A 16,287-nucleotide genomic window follows, 5' to 3' on the forward strand; every position below is an offset into this window, starting at 1 on the left:
ACTTGCCCAAGTTCGTTTTTTTAATTAATTATTCAAAGTTTTACAAGAATGAATCCTACAAATTTGTAATTTGCTTGTATGAAAGAAGATTTCATTGAATTTATTTGGAAGTTTCAGCATTTCAAAAAGAACAAACTAAAAACAACTCTTGGTGAAGAACTACAGATAGTTTCAACAGGTCAGTCTAATCATAATGCCGGACCTGATTTTTTCAATGCCCAGCTCATTATAGGAAATCAAAAATGGGCAGGGAATGTAGAGTTACACGTAAAATCATCAGATTGGTACGTGCATGGTCATGAAAAAGACACAAACTATGACAATGTAATTTTGCATGTAGTTTGGGAAGATGATGTACCTGTATTTATGAAGAATAATATTCAACTACCCACACTAGAGTTATGGAAGGCTGTTGACGCTTCTATATTAGTAAGTTATCGTGATCTAATGTCCTCAAGTAGTAAATGGAATAATTGTGAAGGAAAAATTCATTCTGTAGATGACTTTACCTTTAAGAATTGGTTAGAACGATTGTATTTTGAGCGACTGGAAAGAAAGTCAGAAATGATTTTCTCTTTGTTAAAGAAATCTAATAATGATTGGGAGGCTGTTCAATTTAAGCTACTGGCTAAAAATTTTGGATTAAAAGTAAATGGAGAAGCTTTTTTTGAAATGTCAAATCGTTTAGAATTTTCTGTTGTAAAAAAGGAGTGGCATAAGTTGGAATCTTTGGAAGCATTATTTTTTGGTCAATCAGGATTACTAACTCCAGAATATGAGAATCAATACTTTACAAATTTACAACAAGAGTATTGGTATTTATTAAAAAAGCATAGTTTAAAAGAGATTTTGACCAATAAGCCACAGTTTTTTAGATTGCGACCAAATAATTTTCCTACCATACGTTTAGCCCAATTTGCTTCCTTATACCACCATCATCAAAATGTATTTTCTAAGGCTATTGAGAGTAGGTCAATTCATGATTTTTATAAACTTTTCAATATTAAAGCTTCGTTTTTTTGGGATGATCATTATACATTTGAAACCAATTCCAAAAAATACCGAAAAAAACTTTCTAAACCTTTTATAGATCTTTTATTAATCAATACCATTATCCCTTTAAAGTTCGCTTATCAAAAGCATTTAGGAAAATCAAATACCTCTCATATTTTAGATTTGATTAAATCAATTAAGGCAGAAAAGAATTCAATCATATCAAAGTTTTCTGATTTTGGTATAATTTCTGATTCAGCATTAGAAACACAAGCATTGCTTCAATTAAAAAATGAATATTGCAGTAAGCAAAAATGCTTACATTGTGCAGTAGGAAATCATTTGTTAATTAGCTAAAAGTTAAATTTTTAGTACTTTTAGTTTGTCACAGACAATGTTGCTAGCATTATGTTATGAAAAGAATACTTCCTGTTTTGATATGCTTGGTATTGATATTTTCTTGTAAAAAAGAAAGAAAAAAGCATACTACTGTTTTAGAGAAAAGAGATTATAAAAAAGAATTTACTGATTTTTTTAAGAAAGATTTTGAACGCTTAAAAAATGATGAAGAAATTAAAAGTATTTTACTTGATAGTAGTCGATGGATTCGCGATTTCTATTCAATAAATGAATACACTCCTATATGGATTCAAGACTCAATATTAATTTCAACTGATGGGCAAAACCTCATTGAAAAATTGGTAAATGCTAGAAACTACGGGCTAAAGTCATCGAGTTTTCATACAGATATTTTAAGGTCTCATAAATCTTCACTTCAAAAAATTAATGAGAAATCGCAACGATATGAATTGGCATCAAAACTTGAATTATTGTTGACTAATTTTTATATGAAATTTGGACAGCAATTGCATTACGGCATGCTTGACTCCATAGATTCCATTACTGTTTTACCAAGGAAGAAGTTTATGGTTAGCATGCCAAAACACTTGAAATTAGCATATAAAAAGGATAGTTTAATTGAAAAACTTTTAGAACTACAGCCACAAAATAGGCAGTACAAAAATTTACAGAAACAATTAGAGTATTTTATTGAAAAATCTTCTTTAAGTACAAATTCTGTTTTGGTTGAAAATTTTAGAATTGATTCTTTAAAAGCTATCCAACAATCGCAAGAGGCATTGATACTTCACCAGTATTTAGATTCTATTTCTACAGATTCATTGTACATTAAAGCATTAAAAAAGTTTCAAAAAGAGCATGGACTCAAATCGGACGGCCTAGTAGGTAAAAATACAGCCAAAGCTTTATCGATGAGCCCTTATGAGTATTACCAAAAATTGGTAGCTAATCTAGAAATGTGGCGCTGGAAAGAAGAAATACAACCTAATCATATCTTTGTGAATATACCTTCATTTGAAATGGATGTTGTAGAAAATGGTACGTCAGTGTTTGAATCAAATGTAGTTGTGGGTAAGAAGAAGACTCCTACTCCAGAAATTAGAGATTCATTACAATACGTTATTGCATACCCCTATTGGCATGTGCCTAAAAAAATATCACTTGAAGAAATATTGGTGAAAGCCCAAAAAGATTCATCATATTTAAGTCGTAACAACTATGATGTCTTTGATAAGGAGTATAAAAAAATTGATATCAATACATATGATTGGAATAGCGTAAATTCTGATAACTTTAATTATTATTTCAGGCAAAAAGGAGGAGGGTACAATTCTTTGGGTTATGTAAAATTTATTTTCCCAAATAAACATGCTATTTATTTACACGATACACCATCAAGATTACTATTTAGTAGAGAACTTAGGGCATATAGTCATGGCTGCGTACGTGTTGAGAAAGCTATGGAATTGGCAGATCATATTCTTAGTAAGGATAAAAACAAATACAATATAGACAGTGTTAATGATTATATTATTAGAGAAAAAGAAAAATCAATTAGACTAAAAAAAAATATACCAGTTTATCTATATTATTTTACCGCTAAAGCAGATAGAGAGGGCCGTTTAATTTTCTATGATGATATTTATGGAATTGATAAAAAACTAACAACTTTACTTACTAAAAAACAACTTACGAATTAGCTTCGATAGAAAAATCTAATGCGCTAACATTGGCATTCGCCAAAGTAGATTTTTTTAAGTAAGATTGATTTGGATGATAAATAAAAAGACAACTACCATTTTTTATTTTTTCAATGATTTCTTTATGCAGTTTTTTTGGGAGCGACGGACATCCTAAACTTCTCCCTAATCTTCCATTTTTGGTAATGAAATTTTTACTTACGTAATCAGCACCGTGAATTACAATTGCTCTGGCTCTTGCATTACTATTGGTATATTCTAATCCATCAAGACGCAATGAAAAACCATGTTTACCACTATAGGTTTCAGCAGTCTTATAAAAACCTAAACTGCTTTGATAGCTACTTATTCTATTTGAAAATTTGGTAGCAAATTCTCCACCAGAGTTTCTACCATGTGCCACAAATGTTTTATATACAATACTTCTCTGATTAACATCTATAATAAAAAAACGTTTTGCATTTGAAGATTTGCTAAAATCAACTATAGAAAGTAATTCATTTTTCTCTAATTTACCTGTGGACTTTAATTGCAAGTATCCTTTTAAAGCTGTTTCAAATGCCTTTTCATTAAGATCTTTATCACCTAATTGTTTATAGAGATTTAAGCTATAAGTTTCAAAAGAAATTCTATTGTCTTTTACTTTTTTAACTGGAATATGATTAGGGATGACTTCCCAGGCATAAGTAGGAAAAATTAAAAGAAAAATAATGGGTAAAAGTAGAACTCTTTTTTTCATTCAGCTGCAAAAGTATAGATTCGTCAATCAGTAACTGTAATTTGTTAATAAATTTTAAATGAGTGCTTTACACACAGAAATTATTAACTCAGTTATTTTAGTTTTATTGCCTAAATGAGTGTTAAATTTTGATTGTAAAAAGAAAAAGGTCTTTCAAATTTTGAAAGACCTTTTAAATAGGTATAAAATTACCTGAATTGGTTATTTTTTCTTTGAGCCTTCTTGAGCATACTTTTGCTTGTTGAGCTCATCTTGTAATTGTCTTCTAAGTTTTTGTTCACGTTCTAAAGATCGTTGTCTATAGCCCTCAAACTCCTCTTCAATTTCAGATTTAGAATCTCTTGCTTCAACCGTAACAGCATTACTTTGTTTAAATTTCACTACAAATAAGGCCGTTGCTGCAGTCAAAATACCAATAATAGACCATAATAAAGTATTATATCCTCCTTTGCTCATAGGTATACCAAGAAATTTTATACTATCTTTTTCAGCAGTAACAGAAGTTAAATTTTCATTGGTCTTGCCAAGATCAGCCTTAAGTGTTTCTATCTCTTTTTTCTGAGTTTCTATGGTAGCGTTTGCTTCTGCAAACTTTGATCTAGCATTCTTTAAAGAATCTACGATATTACCTTTAAATTTAAATAAGTCATTTACTTTAATAGTCTTATAACGCATGCCTGTTTTGGGATCCGTCCATTTGAATGACTTTTTATACATATAGTCAAACTGACTATCTATTGTGCCAGAGTTTAAAGATGCTTTTACTTCGTTATCTTGGGTATCTTGTGCGGTAGTTGTAAATGAAAATAACAGTAGGGCAATAAATGTAACAGTTACTTTACTTAACTTCATTTCAAAAAAATTTAGAGATTTAGCTTAATTGGGGTCAAAAGTAAAAAAATACTTCTAAATAGGTACTAAACTATAGCATTTTTAATACAAGCTAGGGTATTTTTCTGGACTTACTTCATGCATCATTGCATAAAGTCCTTCAAAAATATCTTCGATTGAAGGTTTAGAAAAATAATCGCCATCAGTACCATATGCAGGTCTATGCTCTTTTGCAGAAATAGTTACGGGTCTACTATCTAAAAATTCGTAGGCTTCTTGTTTATTAACTATTTGATCCAGTAAATATGCTGATGCGCCACCAATCACATCTTCATCAATGATAGCTAGCCTATTGGTTTTTTGTACACTGTCTAAAACTTTATGATGTATGTCAAAAGGCAGCAAGCATTGTGCATCAATAATTTCAATATCTATTTCAACTTTCGCCAATTCTTTAGCTGCTTCCTCAACTAATTTTAAAGTAGCTCCATAGGACACTACTGTAATATCATATCCTTCTTTAATTGTTTCAACAACACCTATAGGAGTTTTAAATTGGCCAATGTTGTTAGGTAACTTTTCTTTAAGTCTGTAACCATTGAGGTTTTCAACAACAAGAGCAGGTTCATCTGTTTCTAATAATGTATTATAGAAACCGGCCGCCTTAGTCATATTTCTTGGCACTAAAATGTACATACCTCTTAAGAGATGCAAAACAGCACCCATATGAGAACCTGAATGCCAAATGCCTTCAAGTCTGTGCCCTCTTGTTCTTACGATTAAAGGAGCTTTTTGTTTACCAAATGTTCTATATCTCAGGGTAGCCAGATCATCACTTAAAACCTGTATAGCATATAGAAGATAATCTAAATACTGAATTTCTGCAATAGGTCTAAGTCCCCTCATAGCCATACCAATTCCCTGACCAATAATAGTAGCTTCTCTAATACCAGTATCAGAAACTCTAAGTTGACCATGCTTTTCTTGAAGCCCTTCAAGTCCTTGGTTAACATCGCCAATTTGTCCAGCATCTTCACCAAAGATTAAGACATCACTATTTTTTGTGAGTATGGCATCAAAATTATCTCTCAATATAATACGGCCATCAACTAATTTTTCCTCTTCACCATAAGTCGGTAGGACTTCTCTGACAGTTGTAGCACTATTTGAGTATTCACTATATAAATGAGTGCTATAATTATTGTGTTCTTCTTCTATATACTTTTTTATCCAATTTTGTAGTTCTTTTTTACCGCTAATATTTTCATCTTTTAAATAAATAAGAACTCTACGAGCAGTAGATAGCACATCTTTTTTTAATGGCTCATGTATAGTTTCTAAGTCTGATTTAAGCTTATCAATAAAAACTGCATTTTTGCTGGAATTGCTTATAATATTTATTAGCTGGATTAATTCAGCCTTCTTTTGGCGCATGGGCTGTAAAAATTCTTCCCAAGCTTCTCTTTTTGCTTGGCTTACCTGTCGTTTGGCATTTTTCTCCAGTTCCTTTATTTCCTCTTCATTCTCAAAAACACTTAAAATCCACTCACGCATTTTGACAATACAATCATGCTCGCGTTCCCACTTAAGTCTCTCTTGTGTTTTATAGCGCTCATGTGAACCAGATGTAGAATGTCCTTGAGGCTGTGTTAATTCTTTTACATGAATTAATACCGGCGTATGCTCATTTCTAGCGACTGTAGATGCCTGATTATAAACATCTATTAGCTTTGAATAATCCCATCCATTCACTACAAATATTTCATAACCTTTGTTGTTTTCGTCTCGTTGAAAACCTTTTAATATTTCTGATATGTTTTCTTTTGTGGTTTGATATTTAGCAGGTACAGATATACCATATTCATCATCCCAAACACTAATAACCATTGGTACTTGCAAAACACCGGCGGCATTAAAGGTTTCAAAAAATAAACCCTCAGATGTACTAGCATTTCCTATAGTTCCCCAAGCTATTTCATTACCATTATTTGATAATGTAGTTTTGCCTTTTAATTTTTCTTCATTTCTAAAAACCTTTGATGCTTGGGCTAATCCTAATAGTCGAGGCATTTGTCCAGCTGTTGGCGAAATATCAGAGCTTACATTTTTCTGTTGCATCAAATTTTTGAAGCCGCCATCTTCATTTAATAAATGTGTTGCAAAATGACCTCCCATTTGCCGCCCTGCAGAATAGGGTTCAGCAACAATGTCGGTATGAGCGTACAAACCGGCAAAAAACTGCTTTGGTGTTAATTGGTTAATGGCCATCATAAAAGTCTGATCTCTATAATAACCCGAGCGCCAATCTCCATTTCTAAATGCTTTGGCCATTGCAAGTTGTGGCACTTCTTTGCCATCGCCAAAGATTCCGAATTTTGCTTTACCCGTTAATACTTCCCTTCGCCCAAGCAAACTACATTCTCTACTTATTAAGGCCACTTCGTAGTCAGATAAAATTTCATTTTTAAAGTCTTCATATGAAATCTTTTCTTGAGAATGAATAAGCTTTTCTGACATAGAAGTACGTGTTTTTTGAAGTCATGCAAAAATACACTTTTTTGAATAAAAATCAATAAAAATATAGATATAATCTATTGAATTATAGATTCTTTATTAAAAGAATCCTCTTTTTAAGAAATTGATAATTTGGCCAGGATTCAGAGTGAGTACAAATCGTATTTTTTGATCGTACCTATCTAATGAAGGCTCAAAGCCTAAACTTGATTGTAGCGGAAAATAAACTTCAAAAATATTATGTACCATATTTAAGCGGATACCAGTGTCATATCTAAACTGAATGTCTTGGTTTTTATTTTTGTAATATCCCGCATCAGCATAGGCTTCTATCCACCGCCAGATACTTACACTTCCGTTAGCGGTTATCATCCACTGATTGGCAAAATTATTTTCAAATTGTGATTTAAAGCCACCTTCGGCTATTATGATTTGTTGACTTAAAAAACCACTTTCCTCTGACCTTCCTAAATAATCATAATCAAATAGATAATCAGAAGGTCTATCTAATGAAAAGCTAAAAAAATCTTCAGGATCGTCTAAATCATTATGAATAAATGTTCCGGCAAAAAGGCGTAAATCATATTGCCTATTTCTATCAGTTAGCTTGCGATATCTGAAGTCTACAAAGAATTTACTGAATTTATCTGAAATTTGAAAATCTGTTGTATAACGTATATCCTGAATAATGTCTGGCTTTGAAGAAACAAACCTTAAGTTAAAGACATTATATGAGTCTGATTCTAAAGGTTCGGCCAAAGGGTCTGTCTCTCTATCTATTGATAAATACCTTGCAGAGATTAATTTACCTCCAACATCACGTAGACTTTTTCGTTTGAAGTTAATTACGGCAAAAGGTGAAAATCTGGTAAAAGATAAGTCAGGTGCATACTGAAATGTACTGCCTGCTATACCAAATCTATATCTGTATACACTAGTTTTTTCGGGGAGATATTCATATACTAAAGAGGCTGATCCAGAAAGTTTTTTACTTTTTACACCATAAGTTGGGGTTATTTTATATAACCACTTTTTCTTAAAAATAGCTTCATTATAAAGTCTAGGACCAATTAATAAGCCGTCGTAAAAATTATAGTCTACAAATACATTATAAAATACTTGATTGTAATATGGGTTCTCTATATCCTTAAAAAAACGAAATTGGATAGGACGATTAAATAAGCCATTCAAATTTTTCCAGTTATCTCTGAGGTTGAATTCCGGGTACAGATATTCATAGTTTAAAGACAGCCTATTATACCCATTTTTCGGTAACTTAAAGGTTGAGGTAGAATCAATATTAGTCAACCATTGTTTAAATAAAATTTGCTTATCCTTTACCCCGTAAAGAGCAATTGGTGCTGTAAAGTTTCTTTTGTTTTTAATGGTGATCTCAACCGAATCAGATTGTTTTGAAACTTTTTTAATTGTGTAGTCAATTTTCTTTTTTGACTGAATATAATCTCCAAAAAACCAATTCAAATTCTCATTCGTTTTCTTTGTAACTAAATCTCGGAAAATCTTACTTGAGGAGTTTTTCAGCTTATTTTCATTATAAAAATCCTGAATAGTATTTGGAATAATGCTATCCTGCAAGAATTCATCTAAATATCTTAAACCAATTCCGGCTTTGTATTTGTTTACAATTTTTCGATTAAAATTTGAAAGAGAATCGGCTCTGGTATTTAATGCTTGATCAAGATTTTTTCTGGCGGCAAATTGATACACAAAAGGATACTTTCCGTTAAAATCAAGTTTGGCAATATTAAAACTTCGAACCCCCCAGATTTTAGAAATAGTACCCATTGCTGTTATTTCAGGGTAGAATTTTTCTACATACTGCATCATTAAGTATGTCTGAATACCATCAACTAACCAGTAATCATTTCTTCTATCTACTAGTAACGTATTTTCTATAAATTTTTTTGTCAGTACTTTAAACATTTTGATATCCCATTCAAAAACTCCAGAAAAGGGGTTTAAAATTTTTGGAAGCTGATTTAAGCCGTAAATAGGATTTTTTTCGTAGGAAATCTTATTCACCAAAATTTTGTCATGTGGGTATTTGCCTAAATGATTTTCTATAAAGTTTAATTGACGATTCAACACATCTTTCTTTAAAGTATCATTTAAGGTAGTACCATTTAGATTAGTTATGACCTCGGTGTTGTTTGTTTTAAAAGACTTAAAATCACTCAGAATTTGAATGCTCATTTCTATGTCTACACGATTATCTCCTCTTAAAGTATATATAGCATCTGGAGGATTTACTCTCTTTTCAGAATTAAGATCGGTCATTACATTAATTCCATCAGGCACTTTTAATAATATGCTATATTGTGTTGGATTCATATAAAAATCATCCATATTCAAATTACTACCTAAATGCCATTTTCCATCAAAAACTGCTGGAACCAAGTGCCAATATCGAAGATTATAGTTATTTTCCTGCTTACCATATCTGGTAAAGACATCACTAGGTATTTTGACAATATAATTAGCTTTAATAGATGTTGAATCTCCAGGCTGTAATGTTTTATTTAGTGTTACTTTTATTATATCCGGAGTTTTATCATCCACAAACCACTCTGTAAATTGATAGTTTTCTGATATATCATTTATAATGGTTCTTCCTCGGTCTCTTTTTTTAGAAAAGTAGAGGCTTTTATCATAATCCTCTATTAACCGTTTTGCTAATGGTGTATTTCTTCCTTTAAAGCTGTTAGGCCAATTGTGAAGATAAAGAGTATCTGTAGGTACATTGCTTTTATTATGATAAATGATATCTTGCCGTATTTCAAGTTGAGCTTCTGATGGATTTAAGCTTACACTCATACTAATCTTATCAGTTTGTGAAAACAAACTAAAAGAACAAAACAAGAAAGGCAATATGACTCTTAATTCATTCAACGAGCTGTCATAAATTTACTAGGAGTTTGGCAAGAAATATTATTAGGGCTTAAATAATAGATTCTAGTATTTAAATTAGTTGCGTCAATAATTAACGGTTTACCGATTTCACTTACTAATTTGACTGTAATAATCACTAAAAGTTTATTGAGTACAATTTTTACTTTTTTCAATAGGCAAAAATGTGAACTCAAAAAAACGATTGCCAGTAGAGCAACTATTTTTTTAAAAAACATGGTGAAATTGAATACTAGAAGTTTGGTTTTAAGCTATATTTAGCATAAAATCTATTAAAATGCTCAACAGCTTCATCAGCAGTGTCAACTACCCTGAATAAGTTAAGATCACCAGGACTTACATTGCCATATTTTTCAATAAGCACTTTCTCTACCCAATCCAATAGACCGCACCAAAATTCTGAGCCAACTAAAATAATAGGGAATCGACCTATTTTTTTTGTCTGGATGAGCGTCATAGCTTCAAAGAGTTCATCTAGAGTGCCAAAACCACCAGGCATTACAACAAAACCTTGTGAGTATTTTACAAACATTACTTTACGTACAAAAAAGTAGTCAAATTCTAAATTTTTATCACGATCTATCCAAGGATTATCATGTTGTTCAAATGGTAGTTCTATATTTAATCCAACAGAAGTTCCTTTTCCTCTATTGGCACCTTTATTACCTGCTTCCATAATTCCAGGCCCTCCTCCGGTAATAACACCAAAACCACTTTGTGTTAATTTATATGCAACTTCTTCAGCTAGTTTGTAGTATTTATGATCAGGCTTAGTGCGGGCAGATCCAAAAATAGAAACACAAGGACCAATTTTACTTAACTTTTCATAACCATCTACAAACTCAGACATGATCTTAAAAATAGCCCAAGAGTCATTAGTCTTTATTTCATTCCAGGTTTTTTGTTGAAGTTTTTCTAATATTTTTCTTTCCTCATTAATGTTTGATTCATTCGTCATAATGTGTTCTATTTTAGTTTTATAAATCTAATGTAATTCTTTTTTTAAGAATTTAGCTGTATAACTTTTTTTATCCTTAATGATTTCTTCTGGAGTGCCCATACAAACAATCTCACCACCTTTTTTACCTCCTTCTGGACCGATATCAATAATATAATCTGTTAGTTTAATAACGTCAAGGTTGTGCTCAATAATCAAGACTGTATTCCCTTTGTTTGTTAGTTTATTAAGTACTTCCATTAATACCCTAATGTCTTCAAAATGTAAACCTGTTGTAGGTTCATCTAATATATAAAAAGTATTGCCAGTGTCTTTTTTAGATAATTCGGTGGCTAGTTTGATACGTTGTGCTTCCCCTCCTGATAAAGTAGTTGATTGCTGTCCTAAAGTAATATAACCCAAACCTACATCTTGAATTGTCTTTAGTTTTTTGTGAATTTTTGGAATATGCTCAAAAAATATAACACTTTCGTTAATGGTCATATTCAAAACATCAGAAATGGATTTTCCTTTATAGCGTATTTCTAAAGTTTCTCTATTAAAACGTTTTCCTTGGCAGGTTTCACACTCTACATATACATCAGGTAAAAAATTCATTTCTATAACACGAACGCCTCCACCTTCACAGGTTGGACAGCGACCATTCTTTACATTAAAAGAAAACCGACCGGGCTTATAACCACGAATCATGGCTTCAGGAGTTTTAGAAAATAGGTTTCGTATCTCACTAAATACACCAGTGTATGTGGCTGGGTTGGAGCGCGGTGTTCGTCCAATGGGTGATTGATTAATATCTATAATTTTATCAATGTGTTCTAAGCCCTTAATAGATGAGTAGGGTAGTGGCTTTTTTACGGCTTTATAAATATACTGATTGATAATAGGATAGAGAGTCTCATTGATAAGTGTTGATTTACCGCTACCAGAAACACCGGTAACACAGATCATTTTGCCTAATGGGAATTCAACAGAAACATTTTTAAGGTTGTTACCACTAGCGCCTTTTAAAATTAGCTTTTTTCCATTTCCTTTCCTACGCTCTTTTGGTACTTCAATTTGCTTGTTTCCATTAAGATAACTTGCAGTAAGTGTATCACTCTTTAATAGTTCTTTTGAAGTGCCATTGCTAATAATCTCACCGCCATGTTTTCCCGCATGTGGACCAATATCAATAATGCAATCTGCGCTTTCAATCATATCTTTATCATGTTCAACTACTAAAACAGAGTTTCCTATATCTCTCAATTTTTGAAGTGAGTCAATCAAGCGTTCATTATCACGTTGGTGAAGACCAATACTGGGTTCATCCAAGATATACAATACGCCAACCAGTTGAGAACCAATTTGCGTAGCTAACCGAATACGTTGCGCCTCACCACCCGAAAGTGTTTTAGAGCTTCTGTTTAGTGTCAGATAATCTAGACCAACATCTAATAAAAATTGAACTCTAGCTTCCAATTCTTTTAATATTTCTGATGCAATTTGAAGCTGTTTTTCTGATAGCTTTTCTTTGATATTTTTAAACCAATCTGCCAATTGAATGATGTCCATTTCTACCAGATCAGCAATATTTTCACCCTGAATTTTAAAGTATAGAGCTTCTTTTTTCAATCTTGATCCGTGACATTCAGGGCATGTTTTCTCATCCATATACCCTTTAGCCCATCTTTTTATCGAAGTAGAGTCAGTATTTTTAAATTGACTTTCAATGAAATTGACTATTCCTTCAAAGTCTATCTCATATTTTCTAGTAATTCCGGCACTTTTTGAAACCACATCAAACTTTTCATTACCACCGTGAAGAATTATATGTAGTGCATCTTCAGGTATTTTTTCTATAGGAGTAGCCAGTGTGAATTTGAAACGCTCGGCTATCATATTCAGCTGTTTAAATATCCATGAGTTTTTCTGCTCTCCAATAGGCGCAATTCCCCCAGCGGTAATACTTTTAGTTTTAACTGGAATAACTTTTTCAATATTTACCTCATTTATTTTTCCTAAGCCATTACAGTTGTCACAAGCACCCTTAGGGGAGTTAAAAGAAAATGTATTCGGTTCAGGTAGTTGATAGGAAATTCCACTTGATGGACACATTAAATTTCTACTAAAATAACGCGGTTTATTGGTTTCAGAATCAATTACCAATAGCACATCTTCACCATGATACATAGCAGTTTTAATGGTTTCACTCAAGCGCTTTTCTGATTTATCGTCAATTTGTAACCTATCAATTACAATTTCTATATCATGGGTCTTGTATCTGTCGAGTCGCATGCCTTTTTCTATATCCCTGATTTCACCATCAACACGTACTTTTACAAAACCCTGTTTAGAAATTTGTTCAAATAATTCTCTGTAATGTCCTTTTCGAGATTTTATAACAGGTGCTAAAACACTAACTCTTTTATCTTTGAAATCTTTGAGGATCAATTCCTGTATTTGTTCATCAGAATAACTTACCATTTTCTCACCGGTCATATAAGAAAAAGCATCAGCTGCCCTGGCAAAAAGCAAACGTATGAAGTCATAAATTTCCGTAATGGTACCAACAGTAGATCTTGGATTCTTACTTGTAGTTTTCTGCTCAATGGCAATTACAGGAGATAAGCCATCTATCTTATCTACATCAGGTCGTTCTAATCCACCTAAAAATTGCCGTGCATAAGCAGAAAAGGTTTCAATATAGCGACGTTGCCCTTCGGCATAAATTGTATCAAATGCTAAAGAAGACTTTCCACTACCACTTAAACCTGTAATAACTACAAGCTGCTCACGAGGTATTTTTACATCAATATTTTTTAGATTGTGAACACGGGCTCCTTGTACTTCAATAAATTCTTGATTTGTAGTCATTAAAATCTCTAAAATTGGCAAACCACAAATTTACTGAATTGTCATTAGAATTATATCATCAACAATAAAAGTATTCTTTTAAGAAATGGTTAAATTGCGACGACTATTTTTAAATGAAACTGATAAACTCAATACGGCATTTTTTTGAGAAGCATGGCTTTGATGTATCTACTAGGTTAGCAGATAAATTGGGTATGAGAGTTACCAATGTACGTTTGTTTTTTATTTATATATCTTTTGTTACTTTAGGCTTTTGGTTTGGTGTTTATTTAACTTTTGCTTTCTTGTTAAAATTAAAAGATATGATTTATACCAAGCGCAGTTCAGTATTTGATTTGTAATTTTCATGAACGTTTTTCAATCTAAATTATATAAGGCATTAGCATTATTCTTATTAGTAATAGTTATAGGAGTAATGGGTTATATGTATCTATCAAATGATACCTTTATCAATGCTTTATATATGACTGTCATTACCATTACTACAGTGGGTTTTGGTGAAGTACATCCGTTAAGTGCAGAAGAAAGAGTATTTACAATTTTTTTAATTTTAATGAGTGTAATCACTTTAGGTTATGTGGCTTCTGTGTTGACTGAATATATAGCAAGTGGTGAATTATTTGAACGATTAAAATTTAAACGAGTGCAAAAGAAGATTCAACAATTAGATAGGCATGCCATTGTTTGTGGTTATGGAAGAAATGGCAAACAAGCGGTAACTAAACTTAAAAAGTTCAATAGACCTTTGGTGGTTATAGAGAATGATGATGAGCTTGTAGGAGAGTTAGAGGAGCAAAGGATTCTATGCATTAAAGGTGATGCCACAAGAGATGAGGTTTTAGAAAAAGCAGGCATTAAAATGGCATCTAGTTTAATCTCAACATTACCATCAGATGCTGATAATTTATATGTAGTTCTTTCTTCAAGGCAATTGAATAAGAACTTAACTATTGTAAGTAGAGCTTCTAATGATTCATCGGATAGTAAATTAAGAATAGCTGGAGCAGATAATGTTATTATGCCAGATAAGCTAGGAGGTGATCATATGGCTTCTTTGCTAGTAACTCCAGATATTGTAGAGTTTGTTGATAAGCTTTCTATAGACTCAGAAAATGGCACTCACCTAGAGGAAATTGTAGTAGAGGATTTACCTAAAGAGTTTTTATCAAAATCAATTCGAGATCTTGACCTCCGTCAAAAAACGGGGTGTACTGTAATTGGTTTTAAGACACCAGAGAATGATTACGTTATAAATCCTGATGCAGATACCATGTTGATACCTCAATCAAAATTGATTGTTTTAGGGGATTCTGATCAAATTCAACGCTTGAATGAATTATTTTAATGAAAGAAAAAATCCTTGTTACGGGTAGTAATGGTTTACTAGGTCAGAAATTGGTAAATCTTCTTTGCCAATATAAATATGAAGTTTTTGCATTGGCAAGAGGTGAAAATAGAAATAATAAAAAGAAAGCTTATACTTATTATGATGTAGATCTCACCAATTTTTCTGATTTAAAGAATTTAGTTAATTCTATACAGCCTCATATAATAGTAAATACTGCTGCTATGACCAATGTAGATGAATGTGAGGCTAAGAAAGAAGCGTGTGACCTTATTAATGTTACTTTGGTCGATCACCTTGTTAATCTCTGTAAAGACAATAATGCACATCTTATCCATATTTCTACTGATTTTATTTTTGACGGCGAAGATGGCCCTTATAGTGAGGATGATGAACCGAACCCACTAAGTTATTATGGACTGTCAAAATTGAGGTCAGAATTGATAATTGAGAATGCTCAAATTGACCATACTATTTTAAGAACCATATTAGTATATGGTAGAGTAGATAATATGAGTAGAAATAATATTGTATTATGGATTAAGGAGGCAGTTGAAAATAAAAAGGAAGTTACTATTATAGATGATCAATATCGTATGCCCACATTGGTTGATGATCTTGCGTATGCCTGTTTATTGTCAATTCAGAAAAGAGCAAAAGGTATATTTAATGTCTCTAGCAATGAATTGTTGAGTATCTATGATATGGCTATAGATATTGCAGATGCTTTTAATCTTGACACCTCATATATAAAAAGAATCTCTACCAAAGAGCTAAATCAACGTGCTAAACGACCTGTGAAAACCGGATTCATTTTAGAAAAGTCTCATAAAGTACTAGAATTACCCTTGTATACATTTAAAGAACGATTGCAATTCTTTAAGAATCAGCTATATAATTCACAATAAACATTTTGATCATTATTGTTAATAATTTTCGTTTCAAAAATATTTGACAATGTTGATTTTTGACGTACATTTGCAGTTCCGTTTTTTGATAAGAAATAGCGGTGTTCTTTGATTGATTTTTAGTTGAAAAAATATTTTTAAAAAAAATAATTTTTTTG

General features: G+C 31.9%; 11 protein-coding genes. 5 read left to right on the forward strand and 6 right to left on the reverse strand.

Features of this window, described 5'->3' with window-relative positions:
• Positions 1 to 78: 78 nt before the first annotated feature.
• Both AC1EU5_RS14225 and AC1EU5_RS14230 read left to right on the forward strand, forming a co-directional pair.
• Positions 79 to 1,350, forward strand: a complete 1,272-nt coding sequence (locus tag AC1EU5_RS14225) for a DUF2851 family protein (RefSeq protein ID WP_480193076.1) — start codon at positions 79 to 81, stop codon at positions 1,348 to 1,350.
• Between the two features lie 56 nt (positions 1,351 to 1,406).
• On the forward strand, positions 1,407 to 3,053 hold the full coding sequence (locus tag AC1EU5_RS14230) for a L,D-transpeptidase family protein (protein WP_480193077.1): 1,647 nt from the start codon (positions 1,407 to 1,409) through the stop codon (positions 3,051 to 3,053).
• Here the strand turns inward: AC1EU5_RS14230 and AC1EU5_RS14235 are convergent.
• The 6 genes from AC1EU5_RS14235 to uvrA form a co-directional block, all read right to left on the reverse strand.
• The gene (locus AC1EU5_RS14235) at positions 3,043 to 3,792 is read right to left on the reverse strand and encodes a murein L,D-transpeptidase catalytic domain family protein (protein ID WP_480193078.1); all 750 of its coding nucleotides are present in this window, start codon (positions 3,790 to 3,792) and stop codon (positions 3,043 to 3,045) included. The genes AC1EU5_RS14230 and AC1EU5_RS14235 overlap by 11 nt on opposite strands.
• Before the next feature lie 201 nt (positions 3,793 to 3,993).
• Positions 3,994 to 4,644 carry a tRNA (guanine-N1)-methyltransferase gene (locus tag AC1EU5_RS14240; protein ID WP_480193079.1) on the reverse strand — a complete coding sequence of 217 codons (651 nt, stop codon included), beginning with the start codon at positions 4,642 to 4,644 and terminating at the stop codon, positions 3,994 to 3,996.
• An 81-nt stretch (positions 4,645 to 4,725) separates the two neighbouring features.
• Positions 4,726 to 7,140, reverse strand: a complete 2,415-nt coding sequence (locus AC1EU5_RS14245) for an alpha-ketoacid dehydrogenase subunit alpha/beta (protein WP_480193080.1) — start codon at positions 7,138 to 7,140, stop codon at positions 4,726 to 4,728.
• Positions 7,141 to 7,236: 96 nt separating this feature from the next.
• Entirely contained in the window at positions 7,237 to 9,972 is a 2,736-nt protein-coding gene (locus tag AC1EU5_RS14250; protein ID WP_480193081.1) for a gluzincin family metallopeptidase, read from the reverse strand.
• Between the two features lie 325 nt (positions 9,973 to 10,297).
• Positions 10,298 to 11,023, reverse strand: coding sequence for an LOG family protein (locus AC1EU5_RS14255; RefSeq protein WP_480193082.1), 726 nt, complete (start codon positions 11,021 to 11,023; stop codon positions 10,298 to 10,300).
• 27 nt (positions 11,024 to 11,050) lie between these two features.
• Positions 11,051 to 13,876, reverse strand: a complete 2,826-nt coding sequence (uvrA, locus tag AC1EU5_RS14260) for an excinuclease ABC subunit UvrA (protein ID WP_480193083.1) — start codon at positions 13,874 to 13,876, stop codon at positions 11,051 to 11,053.
• Positions 13,877 to 13,989: 113 nt separating this feature from the next.
• Here uvrA and AC1EU5_RS14265 point away from each other — a divergent pair, with 113 nt between their 5' ends.
• From AC1EU5_RS14265 to AC1EU5_RS14275, 3 genes are read left to right on the forward strand one after another with little or no spacing between them, the layout of a single operon-like run.
• Positions 13,990 to 14,217 carry a PspC domain-containing protein gene (locus AC1EU5_RS14265; RefSeq protein ID WP_480193084.1) on the forward strand — a complete coding sequence of 76 codons (228 nt, stop codon included), beginning with the start codon at positions 13,990 to 13,992 and terminating at the stop codon, positions 14,215 to 14,217.
• Positions 14,218 to 14,222: 5 nt separating this feature from the next.
• Positions 14,223 to 15,221 (forward strand): potassium channel family protein, encoded by a 999-nt coding sequence (locus AC1EU5_RS14270; RefSeq protein WP_480193085.1) that lies wholly within the window; start codon positions 14,223 to 14,225, stop codon positions 15,219 to 15,221.
• Positions 15,221 to 16,129: an SDR family oxidoreductase gene (locus tag AC1EU5_RS14275; RefSeq protein ID WP_480193086.1), complete on the forward strand. Its 909-nt coding sequence runs from the start codon at positions 15,221 to 15,223 to the stop codon at positions 16,127 to 16,129. Before AC1EU5_RS14270 ends, AC1EU5_RS14275 begins: the two co-directional genes overlap by 1 nt.
• Positions 16,130 to 16,287 lie beyond the last annotated feature (158 nt).

This window comes from Maritimimonas sp. 2405UD52-3 (genome assembly GCF_056591715.1).

What these genes read in the sequence shown, in the direction of transcription:
- AC1EU5_RS14225 (WP_480193076.1), top strand. Translation starts at nt 79, where the DNA reads ATGAAAGAAGATTTCATTGAATTTATTTGGAAGTTTCAGCATTTCAAA.
- AC1EU5_RS14230 (WP_480193077.1), top strand. Translation starts at nt 1,407, where the DNA reads ATGAAAAGAATACTTCCTGTTTTGATATGCTTGGTATTGATATTTTCT.
- AC1EU5_RS14235 (WP_480193078.1), bottom strand. Translation starts at nt 3,792, where the DNA reads ATGAAAAAAAGAGTTCTACTTTTACCCATTATTTTTCTTTTAATTTTT.
- AC1EU5_RS14240 (WP_480193079.1), bottom strand. Translation starts at nt 4,644, where the DNA reads ATGAAGTTAAGTAAAGTAACTGTTACATTTATTGCCCTACTGTTATTT.
- AC1EU5_RS14245 (WP_480193080.1), bottom strand. Translation starts at nt 7,140, where the DNA reads ATGTCAGAAAAGCTTATTCATTCTCAAGAAAAGATTTCATATGAAGAC.
- AC1EU5_RS14250 (WP_480193081.1), bottom strand. Translation starts at nt 9,972, where the DNA reads ATGAGTGTAAGCTTAAATCCATCAGAAGCTCAACTTGAAATACGGCAA.
- AC1EU5_RS14255 (WP_480193082.1), bottom strand. Translation starts at nt 11,023, where the DNA reads ATGACGAATGAATCAAACATTAATGAGGAAAGAAAAATATTAGAAAAA.
- uvrA (WP_480193083.1), bottom strand. Translation starts at nt 13,876, where the DNA reads ATGACTACAAATCAAGAATTTATTGAAGTACAAGGAGCCCGTGTTCAC.
- AC1EU5_RS14265 (WP_480193084.1), top strand. Translation starts at nt 13,990, where the DNA reads ATGAAACTGATAAACTCAATACGGCATTTTTTTGAGAAGCATGGCTTT.
- AC1EU5_RS14270 (WP_480193085.1), top strand. Translation starts at nt 14,223, where the DNA reads ATGAACGTTTTTCAATCTAAATTATATAAGGCATTAGCATTATTCTTA.
- AC1EU5_RS14275 (WP_480193086.1), top strand. Translation starts at nt 15,221, where the DNA reads ATGAAAGAAAAAATCCTTGTTACGGGTAGTAATGGTTTACTAGGTCAG.